The sequence below is a fragment of the Pelagibacterium sp. genome (assembly GCF_035555455.1).
GTDB lineage: Bacteria > Pseudomonadota > Alphaproteobacteria > Rhizobiales > Devosiaceae > Pelagibacterium.
Map to the genome: position 1 here is coordinate 61174 of NZ_DATMGM010000058.1, position 22667 is coordinate 83840.

23 protein-coding genes and 1 other RNA gene are annotated in these 22667 nt (G+C 62.0%); 11 read left to right on the top strand and 13 right to left on the bottom strand.

All coding sequences use genetic code 11. The annotated features are described in order from the left end of the window. Positions 1 to 155: 155 nt before the first annotated feature. The gene (locus tag VNS12_RS10820) at positions 156 to 425 is read right to left on the bottom strand and encodes a YMGG-like glycine zipper-containing protein (protein ID WP_325487847.1); all 270 of its coding nucleotides are present in this window, start codon (positions 423 to 425) and stop codon (positions 156 to 158) included. 317 nt (positions 426 to 742) lie between these two features. On the opposite strand from VNS12_RS10820, the gene VNS12_RS10825 reads away from it, so the two are divergent. Continuing rightward, a complete protein-coding gene (locus VNS12_RS10825) occupies positions 743 to 2146 on the top strand; it encodes an MATE family efflux transporter (RefSeq protein ID WP_325487848.1) in 1404 nt (467 codons plus the stop codon). 16 nt (positions 2147 to 2162) lie between these two features. Here VNS12_RS10825 and pncB read toward each other — a convergent pair whose 3' ends face one another. Then, the gene (gene pncB / locus VNS12_RS10830) at positions 2163 to 3473 is read right to left on the bottom strand and encodes a nicotinate phosphoribosyltransferase (protein WP_325487849.1); all 1311 of its coding nucleotides are present in this window, start codon (positions 3471 to 3473) and stop codon (positions 2163 to 2165) included. Next, on the bottom strand, positions 3470 to 4069 hold the full coding sequence (gene pncA / locus VNS12_RS10835; protein ID WP_325487850.1) for a bifunctional nicotinamidase/pyrazinamidase: 600 nt from the start codon (positions 4067 to 4069) through the stop codon (positions 3470 to 3472). The genes pncB and pncA overlap by 4 nt, the downstream gene beginning before the upstream one ends. Positions 4070 to 4167: 98 nt before the next feature. On the opposite strand from pncA, the gene VNS12_RS10840 reads away from it, so the two are divergent. Continuing rightward, complete coding sequence (locus VNS12_RS10840) at positions 4168 to 4644, top strand: YbaK/EbsC family protein (RefSeq protein WP_325487851.1); 477 nt, start codon at positions 4168 to 4170, stop codon at positions 4642 to 4644. A gap of 11 nt (positions 4645 to 4655) precedes the next feature. Here the strand turns inward: VNS12_RS10840 and miaA are convergent, their stop codons facing one another. After that, complete coding sequence (gene miaA / locus VNS12_RS10845; RefSeq protein WP_325487852.1) at positions 4656 to 5552, bottom strand: tRNA (adenosine(37)-N6)-dimethylallyltransferase MiaA; 897 nt, start codon at positions 5550 to 5552, stop codon at positions 4656 to 4658. Between the two features lie 11 nt (positions 5553 to 5563). Between miaA and serB the strand changes: the two genes are divergently transcribed. Beyond that, positions 5564 to 6439, top strand: a complete 876-nt coding sequence (gene serB, locus VNS12_RS10850) for a phosphoserine phosphatase SerB (protein ID WP_325487853.1) — start codon at positions 5564 to 5566, stop codon at positions 6437 to 6439. Next, a complete protein-coding gene (locus tag VNS12_RS10855) occupies positions 6439 to 6975 on the top strand; it encodes a GNAT family N-acetyltransferase (protein WP_325487854.1) in 537 nt (178 codons plus the stop codon). Before serB ends, VNS12_RS10855 begins: the two co-directional genes overlap by 1 nt. 13 nt (positions 6976 to 6988) lie before the next feature. Here the strand turns inward: VNS12_RS10855 and VNS12_RS10860 are convergent, their stop codons facing one another. From VNS12_RS10860 to VNS12_RS10885, 6 genes are all read right to left on the bottom strand, one after another. Continuing rightward, positions 6989 to 7174: a DUF2065 domain-containing protein gene (locus VNS12_RS10860; RefSeq protein ID WP_325487855.1), complete on the bottom strand. Its 186-nt coding sequence runs from the start codon at positions 7172 to 7174 to the stop codon at positions 6989 to 6991. A 123-nt stretch (positions 7175 to 7297) separates the two neighbouring features. Next, positions 7298 to 8401, bottom strand: a complete 1104-nt coding sequence (gene hflC, locus VNS12_RS10865; protein WP_325487856.1) for a protease modulator HflC — start codon at positions 8399 to 8401, stop codon at positions 7298 to 7300. Continuing rightward, positions 8401 to 9513 (bottom strand): FtsH protease activity modulator HflK, encoded by a 1113-nt coding sequence (hflK, locus tag VNS12_RS10870; RefSeq protein ID WP_325487857.1) that lies wholly within the window; start codon positions 9511 to 9513, stop codon positions 8401 to 8403. The genes hflC and hflK overlap by 1 nt, the downstream gene beginning before the upstream one ends. A gap of 101 nt (positions 9514 to 9614) precedes the next feature. Further along, on the bottom strand, positions 9615 to 10130 hold the full coding sequence (locus VNS12_RS10875) for a dihydrofolate reductase (protein WP_325487858.1): 516 nt from the start codon (positions 10128 to 10130) through the stop codon (positions 9615 to 9617). Then, positions 10127 to 10609: a GNAT family N-acetyltransferase gene (locus tag VNS12_RS10880; protein WP_325487859.1), complete on the bottom strand. Its 483-nt coding sequence runs from the start codon at positions 10607 to 10609 to the stop codon at positions 10127 to 10129. The genes VNS12_RS10875 and VNS12_RS10880 overlap by 4 nt, the downstream gene beginning before the upstream one ends. A 33-nt stretch (positions 10610 to 10642) precedes the next feature. Continuing rightward, positions 10643 to 11437: a thymidylate synthase gene (locus VNS12_RS10885; RefSeq protein ID WP_325487860.1), complete on the bottom strand. Its 795-nt coding sequence runs from the start codon at positions 11435 to 11437 to the stop codon at positions 10643 to 10645. A 107-nt stretch (positions 11438 to 11544) separates the two neighbouring features. Here VNS12_RS10885 and ssrA point away from each other — a divergent pair. From ssrA to VNS12_RS10900, 3 genes are all read left to right on the top strand, one after another. Next, positions 11545 to 11897: a transfer-messenger RNA gene (ssrA, locus tag VNS12_RS10890) on the top strand. Between the two features lie 108 nt (positions 11898 to 12005). Next, positions 12006 to 12500, top strand: a complete 495-nt coding sequence (locus VNS12_RS10895; protein WP_325487861.1) for an SspB family protein — start codon at positions 12006 to 12008, stop codon at positions 12498 to 12500. A 17-nt stretch (positions 12501 to 12517) separates the two neighbouring features. Then, a complete protein-coding gene (locus VNS12_RS10900) occupies positions 12518 to 12730 on the top strand; it encodes a ribbon-helix-helix domain-containing protein (protein WP_325487862.1) in 213 nt (70 codons plus the stop codon). Here the strand turns inward: VNS12_RS10900 and VNS12_RS10905 are convergent. Continuing rightward, the gene (locus VNS12_RS10905) at positions 12725 to 16384 is read right to left on the bottom strand and encodes an AsmA family protein (protein WP_325487863.1); all 3660 of its coding nucleotides are present in this window, start codon (positions 16382 to 16384) and stop codon (positions 12725 to 12727) included. The genes VNS12_RS10900 and VNS12_RS10905 overlap by 6 nt on opposite strands. 219 nt (positions 16385 to 16603) lie before the next feature. On the opposite strand from VNS12_RS10905, the gene VNS12_RS10910 reads away from it, so the two are divergent. Both VNS12_RS10910 and VNS12_RS10915 read left to right on the top strand, forming a co-directional pair. Further along, positions 16604 to 18928 carry an ATP-dependent helicase gene (locus VNS12_RS10910; protein ID WP_325487864.1) on the top strand — a complete coding sequence of 775 codons (2325 nt, stop codon included), beginning with the start codon at positions 16604 to 16606 and terminating at the stop codon, positions 18926 to 18928. 23 nt (positions 18929 to 18951) lie between these two features. Further along, the gene (locus VNS12_RS10915) at positions 18952 to 19272 is read left to right on the top strand and encodes a heavy metal-binding domain-containing protein (RefSeq protein ID WP_325487865.1); all 321 of its coding nucleotides are present in this window, start codon (positions 18952 to 18954) and stop codon (positions 19270 to 19272) included. 332 nt (positions 19273 to 19604) lie between these two features. Here VNS12_RS10915 and VNS12_RS10920 read toward each other — a convergent pair whose 3' ends face one another. Continuing rightward, positions 19605 to 19901 carry a putative quinol monooxygenase gene (locus VNS12_RS10920; protein ID WP_325487866.1) on the bottom strand — a complete coding sequence of 99 codons (297 nt, stop codon included), beginning with the start codon at positions 19899 to 19901 and terminating at the stop codon, positions 19605 to 19607. 197 nt (positions 19902 to 20098) lie between these two features. Between VNS12_RS10920 and VNS12_RS10925 the strand changes: the two genes are divergently transcribed. Then, positions 20099 to 20968: a 50S ribosomal protein L11 methyltransferase gene (locus VNS12_RS10925; RefSeq protein ID WP_325487867.1), complete on the top strand. Its 870-nt coding sequence runs from the start codon at positions 20099 to 20101 to the stop codon at positions 20966 to 20968. A gap of 79 nt (positions 20969 to 21047) precedes the next feature. Here VNS12_RS10925 and VNS12_RS10930 read toward each other — a convergent pair whose 3' ends face one another. Further along, positions 21048 to 21191 (bottom strand): hypothetical protein, encoded by a 144-nt coding sequence (locus tag VNS12_RS10930; protein WP_325487868.1) that lies wholly within the window; start codon positions 21189 to 21191, stop codon positions 21048 to 21050. Positions 21192 to 21335: 144 nt separating this feature from the next. Between VNS12_RS10930 and VNS12_RS10935 the strand changes: the two genes are divergently transcribed. Continuing rightward, a partial coding sequence (locus tag VNS12_RS10935) for an aminopeptidase P family N-terminal domain-containing protein (protein WP_325487869.1) occupies positions 21336 to 22667 on the top strand: 1332 nt, incomplete at its 3' end.

The following is a 22667-nucleotide window of genomic DNA, read 5'->3' on the forward strand; positions in this document are numbered from 1 at the left end:
CCAAAATTCATCGGGGCATTGGTAAAGCGGCCAGTGTCTGCGGTCAAGCCAAAATCGCCGGGCCCGCTTCTCTGCCCTCTCGGCACACCATCCTGAAATAAAAAGAGCCCGCGCCGAATTCCAGCGCGAGCTCTTTATCAAATGCCTTGTGGCAATCAGCCCCGCGGGCAGGCGTCCTTGTAAAGGGTCCCGTCCGAAGCGCGGTAGTAGCACTGATTGGGTTCGCCAGCGACCTGGCCGACAAGCGCGCCGGCAACACCGCCAACCACGCCGCCGATGACAGCGCCCTGGAGCGAACCGGTGGTCACGCCACCGATAACAGCACCTGCGCCAGCGCCGATCGCGGCAGTTTCCTGGGTACGCGTGCAGGCCGAAACGGCCAGCAGGGACGCAATAGCAACACCGATAATAAATAGCTTCTTCATCTCAAAGCCTCCTGCGACTTAACTCTGGAGTTCCCTCGCCCATCAATGCGGCATTCCGCTTTTGGTTCCTTGGGCAGGACCTCAGGCCATATAGTTTTCAACCTGAAGCGAAACTGAATATCTCCGACACCAGCTTAACTTTCTTCATTTTATGAATTTTATCAAGCCGGTTGGCGCCCCGCGCGGGCCGCTATTGCGCATAATCGCCTTTGTCCCGCCCTTTTCGGCCACCGCTGACATCCAATCAAATCACGTGTATCAAGTTCGGCTCACCCGTGGCCATCATGCAGCGGGCGGGCTGGGAAAGATCAACAGACATGAACTCCATCGTATCGGAGCAGGCCGGTTCCGGTTGGGCCAGTGAATTGCGTGCAACATTCTCGCTCGCCTGGCCACTCGTTGTGGCCCAGGTCGCTCAGAATGCCCTGTTCACCACAGATGTAATCATGATGGGGTGGCTCGGCCCCGAATATCTTGCTGCTGGCACGTTGGCGACCGCAACCTTCAATCCAGTTCTGTTGCTCGGCGGCGGCATAGTTTCCTCCGTTGCCCCGCTTGCTGCGCAGGCACTCGGCGCTCGCCAGATCAGGAATGTGCGCCGCACCGTACGCCAAGGGTTTTGGGTTGCCATCCTGATTGCCCTTATCTTGCTCCCTATCGTCTGGCAGGTGCGGCATATCCTTCTGGCTATGGGGCAGGACCCTCAATTGGCCGCCATGGCTCAGGAATACATGCACATCGCTGTTTTCGTCCTGTTCCCGGGGCTAGGGTTGTTCGCCATGCGATCCTTCTTGTCCGCCCTCGGTTCAACACGGATCATCCTTTACGCAACGCTGTTCGGAGTATTTCTGAACGCCATAGGCAACTATGCCCTGATCTTTGGTCACTTCGGCTTTCCCCGTCTTGAACTGAGAGGCGCTGCAATTTCCACGGTCCTCACCAACCTGGTGATGTTCGGCACATTGCTCACATATGCTCTGACCCACCGCCGTTATCGGCGCTTCCACATCCTGGCCCGTTTCTGGCGCCCCGACTGGGCGCGCTTTTGGGAAATTTTTCGCATTGGAACCCCCATTGGCCTCACCCTTATGGCCGAGGTGGGAATGTTCGCCGTGGCAGCAATTTTTATGGGCTGGCTTGGCACCTCTGCTCTGGCGGCCCACGCTGTGGCACTGCAATGTGCGTCCTTCGCCTTCATGGTGCCATTGGGACTGGCGCAGGCAACGACTGTCCGTGTGGGCCTTTCGTTTGGCGCAGGAAGCAATCAGGGTATCGGACGTGCTGGATGGACATCGCTTGTCTTGGCCACCGGCTTCATGACCATTACCTGCATCCTGTTTTTGACCGTCCCGTCGGTGTTCGTCCGTCTCTTTCTCGATCCGGGCGACCCGGCAAGCCTTACCGCTTTCATGATGGCGGGGACGTTCCTCGCCATTGCCGGTCTGTTCCAGATCGTCGATGGTGCGCAGGTCGTAGCTGTCCACGTTCTGCGTGGCCTGAATGACACCAAGATCCCGATGCTGATTGCCCTGTTCGGCTATTGGTGCGTCGGCATGCCGATCGCGTGGTTCCTGGGCAATGAGGACCGTCTCGGTGGTGTAGGAGTGTGGATTGGCCTTGCGACTGGCCTGACCTTCTGCGCCATTGTCCTCACTGCCCGTTTCGCCCTGCGCGAGCGCCTTGGCCTCGTTGATCGGCGTCGGATGGTGCTTTCGGCCTAGACGGGCAAACTGCCCGTCACACTGTCACTGCGTATTCGTGCATGTCCTTGCTCCCGAACACCTCAAGATAGCGGGCGATCTCACGCGGATCGCCCACTGCCTTGGCGGGGTTGTCCGAGAGTTTGACCGCCGGTCGCCCATTGGCGCTGGACACCTTGAGGACGATCGAGATCGGCTTGAGCTGTGGCGTATCGGTCGGAGCAACTCCACCGAAATCATTGGTCAGATTGGTGCCCCAGCCAAAGCTCATCCGCACCTTGCCGTCGAAATGCTTATAGGCGGCCTCGATGGTTTCGATATCCAGCCCGTCCGAAAAAATCAGCAATTTCTCTTTCGGATCGCGCCCCCGCGCCTTCCACCATTCGATGATTGTTTCGCCGCCCTCTATAGCGGGCGCGGAATCTGGCCTGAACCCCGTCCAGTCGGCCACCCAGTCGGGGGCATTTTCGAGAAATGACGCTGTCCCGAAGGCATCGGGCAGCACGATCAGCAGGTTGCCGCCATAATAGCTCTGCCAGTCTTTCAGCACCGCATAGGGCGACATCTTGAGCGCCTCGTCCCCCTCGGCCAGCGCCGCGGCCACCATGGGTAACTCGTGGGCGTTGGTGCCCAGCGCCTCCAGATCGTTGTCCATGGCCAGCAACACGTTCGAGGTCCCGGTCAGCGCTTCTCCCAGTCCCTCCTTGAGCGCCTCCACGCACCAGCGTTGCCACAAAAAACTGTGGCGCCGCCGGGTCCCGAAATCCGAAATCTTCAAATCCGGCAATTTCCGGAGCCGCTCGACCTTTTCCCAGGTCCGTGCCTTGGCTCGCGCATAGACCACATCGAGCGCGAACCGCCCCATCCCGCGCATGGCCGCGCGCGACCGCAATTCGTTGATAATCGCCAGCGCCGGGATTTCCCACATGGTGGTTTCCACCCATTTGCCGGGGAAATTCAGCTCAAACTGCCCGTCGCGCACCGACAGCTCATAGTCGGGCAGCTGGAAATCCTCCAGCCACGTCAGGAACTCCGGCGAAAAGATCTGCTTGGTGCCGTAAAAACTGTTTCCGGCCAGCCAGATCATTTCCTTTTTTGAAAACCGCAGGCTGCGCGCATGGTCGAGCTGTTCGCGCAGTTCATCCACATCCACTTCGTCCGCCAGCCGCACCGATGTCGTGCGATTGGTCAGCGTGAATGTCGCGTCCACGTCCCGATACAATCCCCAGATCATCTGCAACATCAGGAGCTTGTAAAAGTCCGTATCGAGCAGCGACCGGATGATCGGATCGAGTTTGAAGGTGTGGTTGAAAACCCGCCGCGCGATGTCAGTTCTGGAGGTGCTCAAATGATGTCCACTCCGGCAGCGCGCATCTTTGCCGTCATGGCGTCCAGCGAACCGGCAAGATCGATTGCCCTCGACCCTTCGAGGATCACCCGCGCGTTGAACCCCTGCTCCACGGCGTCTATGGCCGAATACGCGACGCAGAAATCCGTGGCGAGCCCGGCGAGCGTCAGATCGGTCAGCCCCCGCTCCCGTAGATAGCCCGCCAGCCCGGTCGGCGTCGCATGATCGTTCTCGAAAAATGCCGAATAAGAGTCAATTCCCCGCCTGAACCCCTTGCGGATGATCAGTTCGGCGGGCGTAACGTTGAGATCGGGATGAAACTCTGCCCCCCTGCTGCCCTGCACACAGTGGTCGGGCCAGAGCCGCTGCGGACCGTACGCCATCTCAATATCGTCAAACGGCGCCTTTCCCGGATGCTGGGAGGCAAAGCTGGAATGATCGGCCGGATGCCAGTCCTGCGTGAGGATCACGTGCTCGAATTCGCCGATCAGCCGGTTGATCACCGGCACCACCTCGTCGCCACCGTCCACGGCCAGCGAGCCGCCCGGACAAAAATCGTTTTGTATATCGATGACGATAAGAGCTTTCCCGCCCATGCCGGCCTCCGTGATTCATGCCCGCGCACTAGTGCAAGCCGGGGGCGGGCCGTCAACTCCCCCTTGACGTCGCCCCGCCTCCTGGCAATCTGTTGCCCATGATTCAATTACGCCAATCCGAACTCCGCGTTGCCCGGGAACTCTCCCGGCACGGCCTCCCCGGTCAGGTCACAGTCCTCGAAAATCTCGCGACCACCGCCGCCATGGCCGCCGACGCGCTTGGCGTTGAAGTGGGGCGCATCGTCAAATCGCTGATCTTCAAGTCCGAAGAATCGGGCGAGCCGATCATGGTTCTGGTCTCCGGGGCCAACCGGGTGCACGAAAAACGCACCGGCCGCCAGATCGGCGTCAAACTCGCCCGCGCCGATGCTGATCTGGTGCGCGAGGCAACCGGTTTCGCCATTGGCGGCGTCTCCCCCTTCGGTCATCTGGTGCCGATCCCGCTCTATATGGACGAAGACCTGTTCGCCTTCGACACGGTCTGGGCCGCAGCCGGCGATCCGCGCTCCGTCTTTGAAATCGCCCCCGCCGATCTTGAGCGCTCCACATCCGCCCGCCGCATCACCGTCACTTGACGTCGTCAGCCTCATCCCCCGAACGGATCGACAAACTGCCAGTCTGAAAACCGGTTTCTGAACCAGGTCGATTGCCGCTTGGCGTATTGCCGCGTCGCCGTCACGGCCTTTTCCACCGCCTCATCCCGGCTCATACGCCCGTCCAGCATCGCGCCGAGTTTCGAAACTCCGATGGCCTTCATCGCCGGCAATGCGGGATCGAGCCCCCGTGCCAGCAGCGCCTCGACTTCCGCCACTGCCCCCGCTTCCATCATCCCCACAAACCGCTCACCGATCCGCCGCCGCAGTAAGCCGCGCTCGGGCATCAACACGATCTTTTCCAGCGCATACCCCGCCAGCAATCCGGGCGCATTGTCCGTCTGGAACGCACTCAGCTTCCTCCCGGTCGCCAGCAGGACCGACAGCGCCCTCACCACCCTTTGCGGATCGGCAACCCCGATCCGGCGCGCCGTTTCCGGGTCCTTCTCACCCAGCAGGGCCAGCCTGCCCGCTTCATCAAGCCCGGCGACCATCCGTTCCGCTTCCGCCTCATAAACCTGATCCACAGGCGGGATCTGTGCGAATCCTTTTGTCAGCGCTTCGAAGTAAAGCCCTGTACCGCCGACAAAAATCAGCTCCTGATTCTGTGCTTCAGCCGCTTGAATCTGTTTGTGAGCATCGTCCAGCCACGCACCCGTCGAATAGCGTGCTCCCGGGTCGACATGCCCGAACATCACGTGCTGCGCCGCCGCCAGATCGTCCGGTCCCGGCCGCGCCGTCAGCACGTCGAGAACGCCATATACCTGCATGGAATCCGCGTTGACGATCCGCGCGCCCGTCCGCGCCGCCCGCTCGATGGCAAGGGCCGTCTTGCCGCTCGCCGTCGGACCCGCTATCAAAACCGCTCGCTTCGTTTCTGTTCCAGCCATGGCCGTTGTCTATGTCCGTTCTGTGCCTGATCGCCAACCCCGCCGAACCGGCGCTCTCCCAGGCGCTTGTTGACGCCGTTCATCGGCAAACCCATGGCGAAGTCAACTGGCTCGCGCAAGGCATAGCCTGCGAGATCATCAGCCCGCGCGCCGCCGATCCGGTCGAGACCGCGCGCGATGTGCTCGGCGACCAGCCTGTCGATGCCGCCCTGGTTCCGGTGGCCAACCGCCGCAAGCAATTGCTGCTCGCCGACATGGATTCCACCATGATCGAGCAGGAATGTATCGATGAACTCGCCGATGCGCTTGGCCTCAAGCCGCAAGTCGCCGAGATCACCGAACGCACCATGCGCGGCGAACTCGATTTCGAGGCCGCCCTCGATACCCGCGTCGCGCTCCTCAAGGGCCTCGAACTCAAGGTCATCGAGGCCATCCGCCGCGAACGCATCACCCTTGCGCCGGGCGGTCGCGCCCTCGTGCAGACCATGAAAGCCTATGGCGCTTACACCGCGCTCGTCTCGGGCGGCTTTACCCTGTTTGCCAACTATTTCGCCGAGCGGATCGGTTTTGATGAAGCCGTCGCCAACGTCTTGCTGTTCGATGACAGCGACCGCCTCACCGGCACTGTCGACAAGCCCGTCGTCGACAAGGACACCAAGCGCGACCGCCTCATGGCGCTCAGCGCCGAAAAGGGCCTCGCCATCGCCCAGACCATGGCGGTCGGCGACGGTGCCAACGACCTCGACATGCTGCAAGCCGCCGGCCTCGGCGTCGCCATCCACGCCAAGCCGGTCGTTGCCGAACAGGCCTCCGTACGCATCGACCACGGCGACCTCACCGCTCTGTTGTATCTTCAGGGCTATGGCGAAGACGATTTCGTGCGCTGATGTTCGAAACGCCAAGGCTCATTCTGCGCCCCTGGCGTGATGACGATCGCGACGCCTTTGCCGCCATCGTTGGCGACCCGCAAATCATGCGCTTCTATCCGCGCACCCGGGACCGGGCCGCTGCAGATGGCTGGATCGACAAGATGATCGCCGGCCTGCGCGACGGCACCTCCGCATTCCTTGCCGCCGAGCGCAAATCGGACAAGGCGCTGATCGGCCTCATCGGCACCGGCCAGATCGATATCGAGCTGCGCGGCAATCCGCCGGAGGAAATCGGCTGGGTACTGGATAAGCGATATTGGGGCCAGGGCCTCGCCGTCGAAGGCGCAAGCGCCCATATCGCCCATGCCTGGCAGCGGGGGCTGCCCGAAATCGTCGCCTTCACCGCCGCCATCAATACGCCCTCCCAAAGGGTGATGGAAAAGCTGGGCATGGCCCGCGACATAGAGGGCGACTTCCTCCACCCGCGTATCCCGGAAGACCACCCTCTACGCCCACACGTGCTCTACCGCCTCCCCAATCCGCAGCGTCCCTGACGCGGCAGAACCGCTAAAGCCGAACGACCGCCAGCAGCCCCAGCCCAACCGCGGCCATCACCAGCGCCACCATCCGCAGCTGATTGCTCGGCGTCGTCAGCACCTGTTCGAGCATGCGCTTCATCTGCTCGGGAAACGCTGCATACAGCAGCCCCTCGATCACGACGGCCAGCGCCAGCGCCGCAAACAAATCGTTCACGTCAAATCTCCCGGAAATCAGGTGAGAACAACCGGCAAGGGCGTTGCGACAACTGCCTTTGCCGCCGGAGTCAAAAGAGGCGCGCCCCGGGGCGCGCCTCGTGTCTTGCGATCATCCCGGAGCTTATGGCGCCGGAACGGCCTCTTCGGCCTCATCCTGAGGTTCATCGCCGAGATTTTCCGTCTCAAGGAGCATTTCCAGATTCTGGATCTCCTCCTCAAGATCGCTGGCGCCTTCGCCTGACACCAGGGAGTCGGTCGCCAGCAATTCATCGATCTCGCTTGGATCAATGGGGCCCTCGATGGGTCCCTCAACCCCGATATCGATCGGCTGAGCCGTCGGCTCCGGGAACTCGGGCAATTCCCCGCTGGAACCGAAATACCGGAAGAACGTCGAATCCGGCGACAGCACCATGGACGTGTTGCCGTCGTTCAGCGCCATCCGATAGGCTTCCATCGAGCGGTAGAACTGGAAGAACGCCTCATCCTGGCTGTAGGCCTGTGCGAACAGCCGGTTACGTTCCGCGTCGCCCTCGCCTCGGATAATTTCCGAGTCGCGGTTCGCCGCAGAGACGATCTCCACCGCCTGACGGTCGGCAATGGCCCGAAGCGTCTGGGCCTGTTCCTGCCCCCGCGCTCGCAGCAGTGCGGCTTCGGCGTTACGTTCCGCCTGCATCCGCTCATAGGTCTGCTGGCTGACTTCCGGCGTCAGGTCGGTGACCAGAACGCGCACGTCCACCACCTCGATCCCCAGTTCCACCATGTCGGTGGCCACCAGGTCACGGGCTTCGCGCATCATTTCGGTGCGCTGCTCGGAGAGCGCCGCATCGAACTCACGCAGGCCGTAAACCCCACGCAGAGCCGATTCCAGCCGCGTCGCGATCCGCTGTTCGGCCAGTTGCAGGCTGCCAAGCACCGACTGCCGGAAGGTGATCGGATTGGAGATGCGATAGGTGACGAAGGCATCGACGATATAGAACTGGCCGCCGGAAACCTGGAGGCGGATACGCTCCAGATCGTAGCGCAGCAAGCGCTTGTCGATATATTGTACGGTTTCCACGAAGTCGGTCGGGATCTTGAAATAGAGTCCCGGCTGCTTGATTTCGCGGGTGATTTCGCCGAAGCGCATCACGATGGCCTGTTCGCGTTCGTTGACCACGAACAGGGATGAGAGAAGCACATAGCCTGCAATGACCAGCGCGACGATGACGATAACGAGCCTGTTCATTACTGGTTACCTCCCGGGACCACGGTGGACGTGGACCTGTTTCGCAGCTCCGGCAAGGGGAGGTAAGGGATCACCCCCGAACCCTGAGCGCCGCCTTCCAGCAGGATCTTGTTTGTCCCGCCGAGTACTTCTTCGAGCGTTTCGAGGAAGATTCTCTGGCGTGTGACTTCGGGCGCGTTCCGGTATTCGTTGTAAACGGCAACGAAACGGGCCGCCTGACCCTGGGCTTCATTGATGACGCGGTCGCGATAGGCAGCAGCCTCTTCGCGGATCGCCGCGGCCTGACCGCGCGCACTACCCAGAAGTGTGTTGGCGTATTGCCGCGCTTCTTCCTGGAACCGGTCCTCGTCCTGCAAGGCGCGCTGCACCTCGTCGAATGCGTCCGCCACTTCTGCCGGGGGGGCCACGTTTTCGATCGAGATGTTCGAAATCGTCACGCCCACCTCATAATTGTTGAGGATGGCCTGGGTGATCTGCTGCACTTCCAGCGCGATACCGGCACGGTCGTCACGGAACACGTCCTGCGCCGTCCGGCGTCCGACCACTTCACGCATCGCGCTTTCGGCCGCCTGGCGCACCATCTGATCCGGATCGCGCACCTTGAACAGGTATTCGCGCGGATCGGAAATGCGCCAGAGAATGGAAAAGCTCATGTTGACGATGTTCTGGTCGCCCGAAAGCATCAGCCCTTCGCCGCGGGAATTCGTCCCCGACGAGCCGACCCTGGTCTGGTTTTCCGTGGTGGTCACGCGCTCGACGCGCTCGATCGGCCACCAATGGAAGTGCAGTCCCGGATTGGAAAATTCGTTCTTGGGCTCTCCGAACAGCAGTTCGACGCCCACTTCCTGCGGAGCGATCGTGTAGATCGCCTGACTGGCCCAAAAGACCAGCGCCGCCGCCACGACGCCCACCGCAAGCCATTTGCCGCCACCGGGGACGCTGCCCCCGAATTGCTGACGGCCACGGGCCAGGATATCTTCGAGATTGGGAGTATTCCCCCCACCAGCGGGCCGGCGCGGCCCACCGCCGCCACCGCCACCGCCGCCCGGTGCTTGCCCCCAAGGGCCACCGCTGCGGCTCCGGCGGCCGCCCCTAATATCTTCCCACGGCATCTCGTCCCTTTCGGTTGTCGTGAAAGTGCTTTGGTTATCGGGTTTTATATAGGGAAGCCTGTCCCGCCGATCAATGAAAACCGGCTGCGGCACAAGGCACGCTATCGCTGTCTGCGCTCATAAACCCGTATTTCAAACTTTGCGCTGTCGCGCTCCCCGGCCATGACATCGGGCACAACGCGCCCTGTCCACTCTACCGGATCGATCTGCGGAAAGAACGTATCCCCATCCGGCGCGGCGTCAACATGGGTAATATACAGCCGTTCGGCCAGTCCCATCGCTTCGCGATACAACTCCCCGCCGCCATTGATAAAGACCTCGTCCACGCCATCGCGCTGCGCAATCTCTTGTGCCCTGGCGATCGCGTCCTCTAGGCTGCCGAACGCCTCAACGCCGTCGGGCGCATAGTCTGCCTGCCGCGTCACCACGATGTTGGTCCGCCCCGGCAGGGGCCGCCCGATGCTCTCGAACGTCTTTCGCCCCATGATCAGGGGCCGCCCCATGGTGGTGCGCTTGTAAAAGGCAAAGTCGCTCGGCAGCCGCCACGGCAGATCACCCTTGGCGCCAATGGCTCCATTGCGCCCCACCGCAGCAATCATCGCGATCGTGGCGCTCACGGCTCACCCGCCAGCGCTTCGAGTTCCGCGCCGCTCACCCGGCACACTGTCCACTCATCCTGCATGACGGCCCCTTGCGCCTTGTAGAACCTGATCGCCGGCTCGTTCCAGTCGAGCACCCACCAGCCCAGCCGCCCCAGCCCCTCGTCGCGGCATCGCCGCGCCAGGTCGACCAGCAGCGCCTTGCCGATGCCGTTGCCGCGCGCCTCGGGCTCGACATAAATGTCTTCCAGCCAGATGCCGTGCCGCCCCTGAAACGTCGAGAACGTATAGAACCACAACGCAAAGCCCACGGGCTTCCCATCCAGTTCGGCAATCTCGCAAAACACTTTCGGGTCCGCCCCGAACAGGCTGTCGGCAATGTCCTCGCCCGTCGCCATGACTTCGTCTTCGAGCTTTTCGTATGTCGCCAGCTTGATGATGAAGTCCAATATCAGTGCCGCATCATCGCGCTGTGCCCGCCGGATCGTAAGAGCCATCGCTTGCCTTTTCGCCGTCACCAACCATCAGGCCTAAACCGCCACCTGCGCCCTGATGCGCGGATGGGGATCGTAGTCATGGAAGACGAAATCTTCGAATTCGAAATCGAACAGCGACTGGCGCTTGTTGACGATTTCCAGCCGCGGCAGTGCCTTCGGCTCGCGGCTCAGTTGCAGCTGCGTCTGCTCGAAATGGTTGTGGTAGATATGCGCATCGCCAAAACTGTGGACAAAGTCCCCCACCTCCAGCCCGGTGACATGCGCCACCATATGCGTAAGCAGCGCATAGGACGCGATGTTGAACGGCACCCCGAGGAAAATGTCCGCCGACCGCTGGTAGAGCTGACACGACAGCTTGCCGTCCGCCACATAGAACTGAAACAGACAATGGCAGGGCGGCAGCGCCATCTGGTCAACTTCCGCAGGGTTCCACGCCGAAACAATATGGCGGCGCGAATCCGGTCGCGTCCGAATCTGCTCGATCAGATTGGCGATCTGATCGATATGCCGCCCGTCAGGCGCGGGCCAGCTCCGCCACTGGCTGCCATACACCGGCCCCAGATCGCCGTTTTCGTCGGCCCACTCATCCCAGATCGAAACGCCGTGCTCTTGCAACCAGCGCACATTGGTATCGCCGCGCAGGAACCACAACAGCTCATACACCACCGATTTCAGGTGCACCTTTTTCGTGGTGACCAGCGGAAATCCGGCGGAAAGATCAAACCGCATCTGATGGCCGAACACCGAGCGCGTACCCGTCCCGGTCCGGTCGGCCCGGTCCACTCCGGTGTCCATCACATGTCGCATCAGGTCTAGATATTGCTTCATATCGTCAAATCTATACCGATTCTCGGAGCGCTGAGCGCGCCGGATCGCGCCACTGCCCACAACTTATCGTCAACGCCACGGCACCCAGCGTCAAAAATCCTCCGCCCACTCTTCCCCTTGCCCGCCCAAGTCCCTATATTGGCCGTGCTGGCAACAGCTATGGCGATAAATGGCCATCGTAATAAACCCATCGGACCCGGGGGCAGTACCCGGCGCCTCCACCATTCCCTTCCGGCCCGTCCGGACTTATGGGGGCGAAACAGGATCGACGAGGGCGTAAAGGGTGTGTTTTCGCTCGGCATTGTACCACCGTTATCGGGCTGTTTTTATAGTTGCAAACGACAACTATGCTGAGGCACGTCTCGCTGCGTAATGCGGTGCGACACCTCGAATTAAAGCCCTGGCTCTGTAGCAGGAGTTAGGCGGGGTCCGCAGGCACCTGGCAACAGAAGCCTGCACTTCCTTTGACTTGAATTCTTTCGCAAGATCGGGCTGTTATGGGGCGCACAGATTCTGGCGCTCGCGCCGAATGCATAGTCTCACTCAGCGCCCGGGAGCCGGCATCCAGATGGCACAGGACCAAATCCGTTACGACATTCTCGCTCAGGAAGCCCTGCGTGGCGTCGTTCGGAAAGTATTGGGCGAAGTGGCCCGCACTGGCCTGCCCGGTGACCACCATTTCTTCATTTCCTTCGTCACCCAGGCGCCTGGCGTCCGTCTGAGTCAGAAACTTCTCGGGCAGTACGAGAAGGAAATGACAATCGTATTGCAGAACCAGTTCTGGGACCTCAAGGTCAGCGATACCGGTTTCGAGGTCGGCCTGTCCTTTGACGGCATCAACGAACTGCTGTTCATCCCCTATTCGGCCATCAAGGGCTTTTTCGATCCCTCCGTGCAGTTTGGCCTGCAATTCGAAGTCGCTGAAGGCGATTCCGATGCGGTGAGCGATGAAACTGCGGATGGTGACGACACCGATGCCGCCGCTGATGCTCCTGCCGAGCAGCCGATCCCCGAAAGCAGCGGCGAAAAAGTCGTCAGCCTCGACGCCTTCCGGAAAAAATAGTCTAGGAGCGCGGGTGAATGCGCAAACGCTCGCTCACCATTGCCGGGCATCGCACCTCCATCGCGCTTGAGCCTCAATTCTGGGACGCTCTCGACGCAATCGCTCTGGCTCGCGACGTGTCCCTTGCTCGCCTCATCGCTGAAATCGATGAAACCCGCGAGACAGCCAACCTGTCGTCTGCCATTCGTGTCAGCGTGCTCGACTGGTTCCGCTCTGCGGCAAAATCATAACAGATCGAGTTGCAACGCTCCGGGCGGCAGTACCATGATCGAGGAATCCGGGCCGGGCGAAAAAGGCTCGTCCTCCAGCACCGCCCCGTCACCTGCCTGAACCTCCGGGTCCGGCTGCGGTGAGCGCGACAGTTGCTCCCTGATCGCGTCGAGATGGCGCTGCTGCTCTGCCTCCATCTGCAACCGCTCAGCCTCTTCCTGTTGTTGCTGCAACATCAACTCGGTCTGCCGGCGCGATTCTTCCTCCATCATCCGCGCCTGCTCTTCCGCCGCTGCGCGCTGGCGCGCCTCCTGCTCGGCACGCAACGCTTCGAGTTCATCGAGTTCGATCTCATAGGCCCGCATCTGGATCGCATCGACCATCGGCCCGATATCCAGTGTCCGCGCCGGCGCAAACAAGGTGCCGTCCACCCCGACGCCGATCCGCCCGGTTGTCTCGGTAATCAGCCCGTTTCCGGTAAGAACCCGCGTCAACGCCAGCGTCCAGTCGCCGCCCAGCCGTCCCGTGTCCACATCGAGGCCACCGCCCCCAACCAGTCGCGCCCCATTGCCGTTGATGGCGATATTCGAAATGCGGGCCGTCCCCCCGATCAGGCTGACCAGCCCCCCCGCCTCATCGGCAACAAACGCCCCGGAATCGAGCGCCGTCGTAACAAGGATTTCCAGCGTCTCGGGCTCGATGTCCACCAGATTGCCGGCATTGGCCGCGGCATCGAACGCCGTCGGCGACAATCCCTCGATCCGCACCCCGCGCACGGAAAAGCTGCCATCCCCATTGAGAGAATCCGCAAGCGCGCGCAAGCTGTCGCCGCTGCCCTGAAACTGCAGGCCCAGCGTCAATGATCCGCCCAACGTCCCGGACGACCCCTCAGGCAGGATCGAGCCGAGCGCCACCCCGTTCAGGGTCACCCTCCCCGTCACGCTCTTGTCGCTGATTGCGGAGGTACAGCACATCGATGCGTCCAGTTGAACGGTCCCGCCGCCATATTCCCCGAACAGCCCGCGCAGTCCGACGTCGTCCTCGCTCCACGCGAAATCAAACGCCAGTGTCTCCACCAACGGATGCTGCCCCGCCATCAGCCTTGGCGCGGTGATCGCAACCCGGCCGCGCGTCGTTCGCACCGCTGCTCCCAGATCGATCGGCCCATCCGGCCACAGGCCCGGCGACAGCGTCAGCGCCCCCGCCGCTCCGGTCATCATCTGCGCCAGCGTGTCGAGGTCGAGCGCATCGAACGCCAACGCGCCACTCACCAGCGCCGATTGCCGCTGGGCGGCATAGGAAAGATTTCCCGTCAGCGTCCGATCACCAGCAAAGGCCTGGATATTGGACAGTGTCACGCTGTCCGCGCCGACAAAGCCGATATCGGCCTGCCCTTCCAGCGCGGGAAACCACACTCCACCTGCCCCCGCCAGGTCGGCCAAAGCCGCCCCGTCGGCCAACAGGAACGAAGTCTGGCCCTCACCCCGGATCGACCCCGGATCGGACAACAACAGCGCCCCGGAAAAATCGATCCGCTCACCACCGCCTTCGAGCGAGATTTCCGCATCCATCGCCCCGCGCGGATTGCCTTGCAGCCGGGCCGTGGCGATTGCGCCGTCTTCCCCGGCGATCAGGGGTGCCAGCCCCAACTGCCCCAGCAAGACCTCACCGCTGTCCGCCGCCGCGTCGAGGCTGATGCCCAGTTGCTGCCGCCCCAACCCGGCCAGCCCGCCCGCCATCTCCAGGCCCAGGGAAATGTCCGCCTCTCCGGCCATGCCGGTAAGGGTCAGCGCCTGCGAGCCATCCCCGCCCGGCGGGTCGAGCGAGAGCGCCAGCCGCGCGGGCAAGCTGCCCAGCACCGCCCGCCGCACCGGATTGCCGCTGTCGGCAGCGCCAAACAGCAGATCGAGGGCCGGAGCACCCGGCGCAGCCGTGACCACGCCATCGGCAACGATCACCGGTTCGGCCACCGTCCCCGATACGGTGCCCGTCCCCGAAAAGCCGATCCCGCCATAGGCCCCCAGTTCCACCGTCTCGAACACCACCGCCCCCGGGCTCCACGCCGATTGCACGGACAGGTCTTCCAGCGCCATTCCATTGAAGCGCGCCGCCTCTGCCCGTACATCTAGCCGTCCATTGGGAAAGCTCAGCCCGAATGCGCCCGCCGGATCGATCGGCGGCAACAGTGCCAGCAGCGCCGCGCTTTGGCGCGCATCCAATGCCGACAAGTCGGCGGAGACATCAAGCGACGGCGCCTCGCCGAACCGCATATTCGCCGCCACCTCATGGGTCGTTGACCCGAGAGCCAGCACACCCTCGGTCAGCCGCAACCGGTCATTGATCAGCTGAATTCGCCCGTCGAGCGCACCGGAAAGCCCGAACAGCGGATTGCCCTGCTCCTGCCGCTTCCACAATTGCGACAGCGCATCGAGGCGCGTGGAGGCCATAGAGAGTGTGCCCTCAAAGGCCGGCCATCCGGCCGCCCTTCCCAGCGTTCCGGCAACTTTCAGCGTAGTATCGCCCGACAGCCGCCCGGAAAAGTCGTCCACCGCCCACAGCACGCCGTCGCTGCTGGCATCCAGCTGCACATCGCGCACCGCAACGCCCCGGATCACCAGCTCATTGATCGCCATGGCAATATGGCCCGGCAGGCTCGGGATCAGCGGTTCGGGCATACCACGCAACAAGGTGACGATCTCGAACGGCGTCATCCCGTCTTCGGCCAACGGACGCGGCTGCAAGATCACCTGCCCGCCCGCCACCGCAATATCGAACGACGGCTCCGCGCCGAACCCGATAACGCCGCTTCCGGTCAGCCGGGTAATTGTCTGGTTTTCGTCGGGCAGCAACACAAATTCATCGAGCCGGACCGAGCTGGTATCCGCCGCAATCGGGCTTTGCAGCACCAGCGCCCCCACCTCCGCCGCGCTGTCGGGCGGCGGTGCCTGCCGATAGGTCAGCGTTCCGGTCAGCGTCGGCGCTCCGGCTGTCTGCACCAGCCCGTCGACGGCCACCGTAAACGCACCATTGGCAGGCCGCAAAAAGCTGCTGACCTGCATCCGGCCCTCGTCGTTCATAGCCGACGTTCCGATGCGAATACCGTAGGTGTCCCCGTTATAACGCGCCCTGCCATCTAGCGAGAACGGCCCCCGGATGGCGGTCAGCTGCATATCGCCGGAAAACGCATCGGCGCGCCAGCTTTCCCCGCTGCGCAGGTCCAGCACCTCGACGCTGCCCTCTTCGAACCGCGCATGGGCAATCGAGACATTGGACACGGTTGGGGTTGGGGTTTGGGCCAGCGCGATCGGGGTCCGGAAGTCCCCGTTCTCATCGATCACCAGGTTGATCTGCGGCTCGGTCAGGCGCAACTGGGTCACGGTAAACCGGTCGCGCAAGAAATCCATCAGCGAAAAATCCGCCTCGACCAGCCGCGCCGACCCGATCGGCGCTTCCGCTGGCCCCAGCCGGGCATTTTCGAATTGCAGCCGGGGTTGCGGCAGCAGCACGAACGCCATGTCCCCGCCGATATCGACCTCGACGCCGAGCGCTTCAGCCGCCATTTGCTCCATGCGGCCCTTATAGGCGCCCCAGTCGATAAACGCGGGCACGATGAACGCACCGCCCAGAATAAGGATCGCGAGCAGCCCGATGGCGATGTAGATACGATTGGCCAAGCTGCCCAGACCCTTGCGTTGCGCTAAAGCTTTTCTTGCGGACGATAAATCCGGTTCCGCCGGACATTACGCATATCCGATAAGCCCGTCATCCGGCATAGCAAACCTTGGGCGACTTCGTCATCCCACACCTGCGTTCCGCCCCCGCATCCATATACTTTTGCCCTCATCGCACCTATATAGTGCACACGAGAACAAACAGAGATTCGTCAACTGCTGATGTCGGCTGCGCCCCCTCCACGCCCGTTAGGTCCAATCACGTCCCAGTTCGCCGCGCGCGAGCCTGCCTATCTTGCCGGTCTCAACGCCGAACAGCGCGACGCCGTGGAGACCACCGAAGGCCCTCTGCTCGTCCTCGCCGGCGCGGGCACGGGCAAGACGCGCGTGCTCACCACCCGCATTGCGCATATCCTCGCAACCCACCGGGCCCATGGCAGCCAGATTCTTGCTGTCACCTTCACCAACAAGGCCGCGCGTGAGATGAAGGAGCGAATCGGCAAGCTGGTCGGCCCGGCGGTCGGCGGCATGCCCTGGCTCGGCACCTTCCACTCCATCGGCGCGCGCATCATCCGCCGCCATGCGGAACTGGTCGGCCTGCGCCCCGATTTCACCATCCTCGACACCGACGATCAGATTCGCCTCATCAAGCAGCTGTTGCAGGCCGAAAACATCGACGAGAAGCGCTGGCCGGCCCGTCAGTTCGCCAACATGCTCGACAATTGGAAGAACCGCGGCCTGCTGCCCAAGGACATTTCCCCCGCCGATTCCGGCTTTTTCGCCAATGGCAAGGGCCAGAAGCTTTACGCCGATTATCAGGCCCGTCTCAAAACCCTCAACGCTGCCGATTTCGGCGACCTGCTGCTTGAAGGCATTCGCCTGTTCAAGGAGAACCCGGAAGTCCTCGCCGAATATCACGACCGCTTCCGCTACATGCTGGTCGATGAATATCAGGACAGCAACACCGCCCAATACCTCTGGCTGCGCCTGCTTGCCCAATCCCGCGACGGTAAGACATCAGCAAATATCTGCGTGGTGGGCGATGATGATCAGTCGATTTATGGCTGGCGCGGTGCCGAGGTCGATAACATCCTGCGCTTTGAAAAAGACTTCCCCGGCGCAAAGATCATCAAACTCGAACGCAACTACCGCTCGACCTCCAACATTCTTTCCGCTGCTTCCCACCTGATCGCCAACAATGAATCGCGTCTGGGCAAGACGTTGCAGACGGATGTGGGCGAAGAAGGCGAAAAACTGTCCGTCACCTCGGTCTGGGACAGCGAGGAGGAAGCCCGCCAGATCGGCGAGGACATCGAGCAGTTCCAGCGTCAGGGCGACCGCCTTGACGATATGGCTATCCTCGTGCGCGCTTCGTTCCAGATGCGTGAATTCGAAGAACGTTTCATCACCCTTGGCCTCAACTACCGCGTCATCGGCGGCCCGCGCTTTTACGAGCGCAGGGAAATCCGCGACGCCCTGGCCTATTTGCGCCTTGTCGCCAATCCCGATGACGATCTTGCTTTTGACCGCATCATCAATGTGCCCAAGCGCGGGCTGGGCGACGTCACGCTTCAGGTCGTTAACCAGTCTGCCCGCGCGCTGGAAAAGCCCCGCCTCGCCACCCTTCGCGAGTTGATCGAGACCGAGGAACTCAAGCCGAGACCGCGCACCATATTGCGTGATTTCCTACGCCAGATCGACAATTGGGCCGAGCGGATGCGCACCATTCCCCATCACGAACTGGCCGAGCAGATTCTCGATGAATCCGGCTACACCGCCATGTGGCAGAACGATAAATCCGCCGACGCGCCGGGACGGCTTGAAAACCTCAAGGAGCTGGTCCGCTCCATGGAAGAATTCGAAAATCTGGGCGGTTTTCTCGAACACATCGCGCTGGTCATGGATCGCGATTCCGGCGAATCCGGAGATGCCGTCTCGATCATGACCCTGCATTCGGCCAAGGGTCTCGAATTCGATACCGTCTTTCTCCCCGGCTGGGAAGAAGGGCTTTTCCCGCACCAGCGCTCGCTTGATGAAACCGGCCTCGCCGGTCTCGAAGAGGAACGCCGCCTCGCTTATGTGGGCATCACCCGCGCCAGGAAACGCTGCCGCATCTCGCTCGCCCAGAACCGCCGCATCCATGGCCTCTGGCAATCGGCCATTCCTTCGCGGTTTCTCGACGAACTTCCCGCGCACGTGGTCGAAGTCACCGATACCGGCTCGTCCTATGGCGGCTACACCTATGGTGGCCGCGCGGCCACCCGCTTCGACAAGCGCGATCCGTTCGAAAGCGTTTATGAAACGCCCGGCTGGCAGCGCGCCCAGCGCCAGCAGTCCCAGCGCAAGGGGCCCGGCCCCCTCACCATCGATGGCGAGCTCGTCGCCCGCTCCTCCGGCCCCTCGACCTCCTACACTGTCGGCCAGCGGGTCCTCCACCTCAAATTCGGCTATGGCACCATTACCGCCACCGAAGGCAACAAGCTCTCCATCGATTTCGAAAATGTTGGCCCCAAAAAGGTCCTCGACAGCTTCGTCAAACCCGGGTGAGCAAACCCAATCGGGAGGATTTCATGATCATCACCACCACAACTCTCGTTGAAGGCCGCCCTGTTCGTGAATATCTCGGGGTCGTCGTCGGCGAGGTCATCATCGGTGCCAACATCTTCCGTGACCTGTTCGCCGGCATTCGCGACATCGTCGGCGGCCGGGCGGGTTCCTACGAAAACGCCATGCGCGACGCCCGCAATCAGGCGATGGATGAGCTTGAGGCTGAGGCCCGCCGTCTGGGAGCCGATGCCGTCGTAGGGGTCGATCTCGATTATGAAGTGGTCGGTCAGGGCGGCTCGATGCTGATGGTCTCCGTTTCCGGCACGGCCGTAAAACTCGGCTAACCCCGCCCGCTCAGCAACACACCATCACTGCGCTTGCAAGGAAAGGCGGAATCGGTGTTCCGGTTTAGACCCGCAGGACCGTGCGACCACGCAAGCGAAACGCGATAAAGCAGCACGTTAGCGCCTGATCGATCCGATCAGATCACGACCAGTTCCGACACGGCTCGATCACACATCGTCGGCGCCGATCGGCGAACCGCTCTTTCGCCACAACCAACCCCTCGCGACAGGCGACAAACCGTTGAAGCGCGCCCGCTCCATCATCGCATTTTCAGAACACTTCGTCTTTTACCCCACCCCTCCATTTACCCACCGAACCGCTACGCTCCCCTTCATTCCAGCCCAATCCCCCCCACAGGTTCGGTCTCGAAGCGGTTGTCGAACCCCGAAATCAGAGGCCTCGCCTTGGCAATCGCATCCTGCACCGGCGCCAGATCAAGCGACGCCTTGTGGCTTGCGACATCGTCCCACACCTCGGTCACCCAGATGCCGTCCGGATGTTCGCTGCACCGCGCCACAATGTAACTCTGGCATCCGGGCATGCGTCCCCCTGCGCTTTCCTTGAGGATAGCCAGCAATTCCTCCCGCCGGCCGTTTGTGGCGATCATCCTCCCGATCAGTCCATACATGGCTGCTCTCCATTCCGCGTCTGCCAGCGTTGTCCTCCCCCAAACTCGTCCGAACAAATCATGAACGATTGAGCGCACCTGTCAACCCCCTCAGCCAGCAGTTGACTTGAAAGTCCCGCCAATCCACAACCGGCCTTCGCCAAAGCGCTTGCGGACCACCTCCCACACCCGAACCGCGCCAAACATGAGTGCCCCCAATGTCTCACGAACAGATCTCTACCCCCCTTTCAAAGGATCAGGCCTTTGCGCTGGTTGATGCGGTGATGGAGCGCGACGATCTCGCTCTCTCGGCCTCTGCCCATGAGGATGAAGACACCGGTGAATGGGTATTCGAGGCAACTTGCGATGGCGCTCCCGATGTTGCGGCCTTCGAAGCGCTGGCCCGCGAGGTGCTCGGTGGCGAAATCGGCTTCACCATTGCCCCCATCGATGCCGAGGCCGATTGGGTCTCTCACTCGCTCGAAGGCCTGAAGCCCGTCACGGCGGGCGGATTTTATGTCTATGGCAGCCACGAGACCGACACCCCACCGGAAAATCTCATCCCCATTCGCATCGATGCCGCGCAGGCCTTCGGCACCGGCCATCACGAGACCACCACGGGGTGTCTCGAAGCGATCGAGAAGATTCTCGCCACCAGTGCGCCTGAACGCCCCATCGATCTGGGCACCGGCACCGGCATCCTTGCCATCGCCGTGGCCAAGCGCCGCGACGTGAAGATCGTGGCCACCGATATCGACCCGCTCGCGGTGAAAATCACCCGCGAAAACGCCGATGCCAACGGTGTGGGCGCGCAAATCGTGGAGCTGGAAGCCACCGGCACCGATCACCCCGCCATCCGCGAGCGCGCGCCCTATGATCTGGTGATCGCCAACATCCTTGCCGGCCCGCTGATCGAACTCGCCCCCGATATCGGCACCATCGCCGGCTCCGGCGCCACCATCATCCTCTCGGGCCTGCTGACCACCCAGGCGGATCGGGTCATCGCCGCGTACGAAGAGAACGGCATGGCGTTGCAGGACCACATCATGCGCAAGGAATGGTCCACGCTGACCTTGAAAAAGGCGTAACAAAAAGCCCCTAAGGCTGGAAGGCCAAGGGGCTCATCGTCTTCATCGTGCAAAGGCCTGGTTATCAGGCCGGGCAGGCTTACTCAGCCGAGCCCTTTTTGGATGCGCCGAAGTCACACCCGTAAATCCGTGCATGCCGTTCGATCTGGCGCGCTGCTTCGCGGCTGCGCGCTTCGATCATTGCATCAAGGGCCTTACGGAAGAAGCTCTTATCCTCAACCATATCATCTCTCCTTCAATCAGGAGGCAAAATTGGGGTCCTTGCCTTCCGGATCAATAGATAGTCCCTTTGTCTTCTGTTAGTTAGACCTCAAACGGAAACCCTGCCATGCTGGCCACGCATGGACTGTTCAGCAAAAGGCCTCTCATGTCTGCATATCCCGCCATTCCCGATGCCAAATTCCAGTCTTTTGAAGAACAGTCCGATCCTGCACAGGTCGCCCCGCGTCTTGCCGCCCTGCGCGCCCGACTGGCCACTATGGAGATCGACGGTATCCTCGTGCCGCGCACCGATGTGCATCAGGGCGAATATGTGCCCGCCAGCGATGCCCGCCTCGCCTATGTCACCGGGTTTACCGGGTCGGCGGGCCTTGCCCTCGTCACCACCGACCGCGCCGCCCTGTTCGTTGACAGCCGTTATACGCTTCAGGCACCCGCACAGACCGACACCTCCCTTGTCGCGGTGTTCGATACCACCACCGTAGATCCCGGCAAGTGGATGGCCGAAACCCTGCCGCGCGGCACGCGCATCGGGTTCGATCCCTGGCTGCACACCCCCCGCTGGCTGGCCGCCATCCGGGCCACGCTGGAGCGCGCCGGCATCGATCTGGTCCCCGTGCCCAATCCCGTCGATGCCATCTGGACCGATCGCCCTTTACCTCCGCAAGGCCCGGTCGACGTCTTGGGACACAATCGCACCGGTCGTTCCACGTTCGAAAAACTGTCCGACCTGCGCCACACCATGGAGAGCGAAAAGGCGGACGCTGTCATCCTGACCCTTCCGGAATCCCTGTGCTGGCTGTTTAACGTGCGCGGGCGTGATGTTCCGCACAATCCGTTCGTGCTTGGCTTTGCCATCGTCCCGGCCAGCGGCACGCCGACACTGTTTCTCGCCCCCGACAAGCTCACCGCGGAAAACCGCGCCGCTCTTGATGGCGTGGCCGAACTCGCCGACAAATCCGGCTTCGAAGCCGCGTTGGCCGCACTTGCCGAGGATGGAAAGTCCGTCTGGTTCGACCCCGACACCGCCCCCATGCAGGTGAAAACCGTTCTGGCCGAAGGCCACGCGCGTCTCGTCGAAAAGCGCGACCCTGTCCTGATGCCCAAGGCCACAAAAAACGATGTCGAACTGGCCGGCATGCGCGAAGCGCACAAGCTCGATGGCATCGCCTTTGCCAAATTCCTGCACTGGTTCGATGATGTAGCCCCCAAGGGCGGGCTGACCGAAATCGATATCGTCAAGATGCTGGAAGCCTTCCGCCGCGACGAACCCTCAGCGGTCGATGTGAGCTTTGAAACCATTTCCGGTTCGGGCCCCAATGGCGCCATCGTCCATTACCGTGTCTCGGAAAAATCCAATCGTACCCTCGTTCCCGGCGAATTGATGCTGGTCGATTCCGGCGGCCAATACCTCTCCGGCACCACCGACATCACCCGCACCATGGCGACGGGCGCGGTCACCGCGCAGCAAAAGGATCAT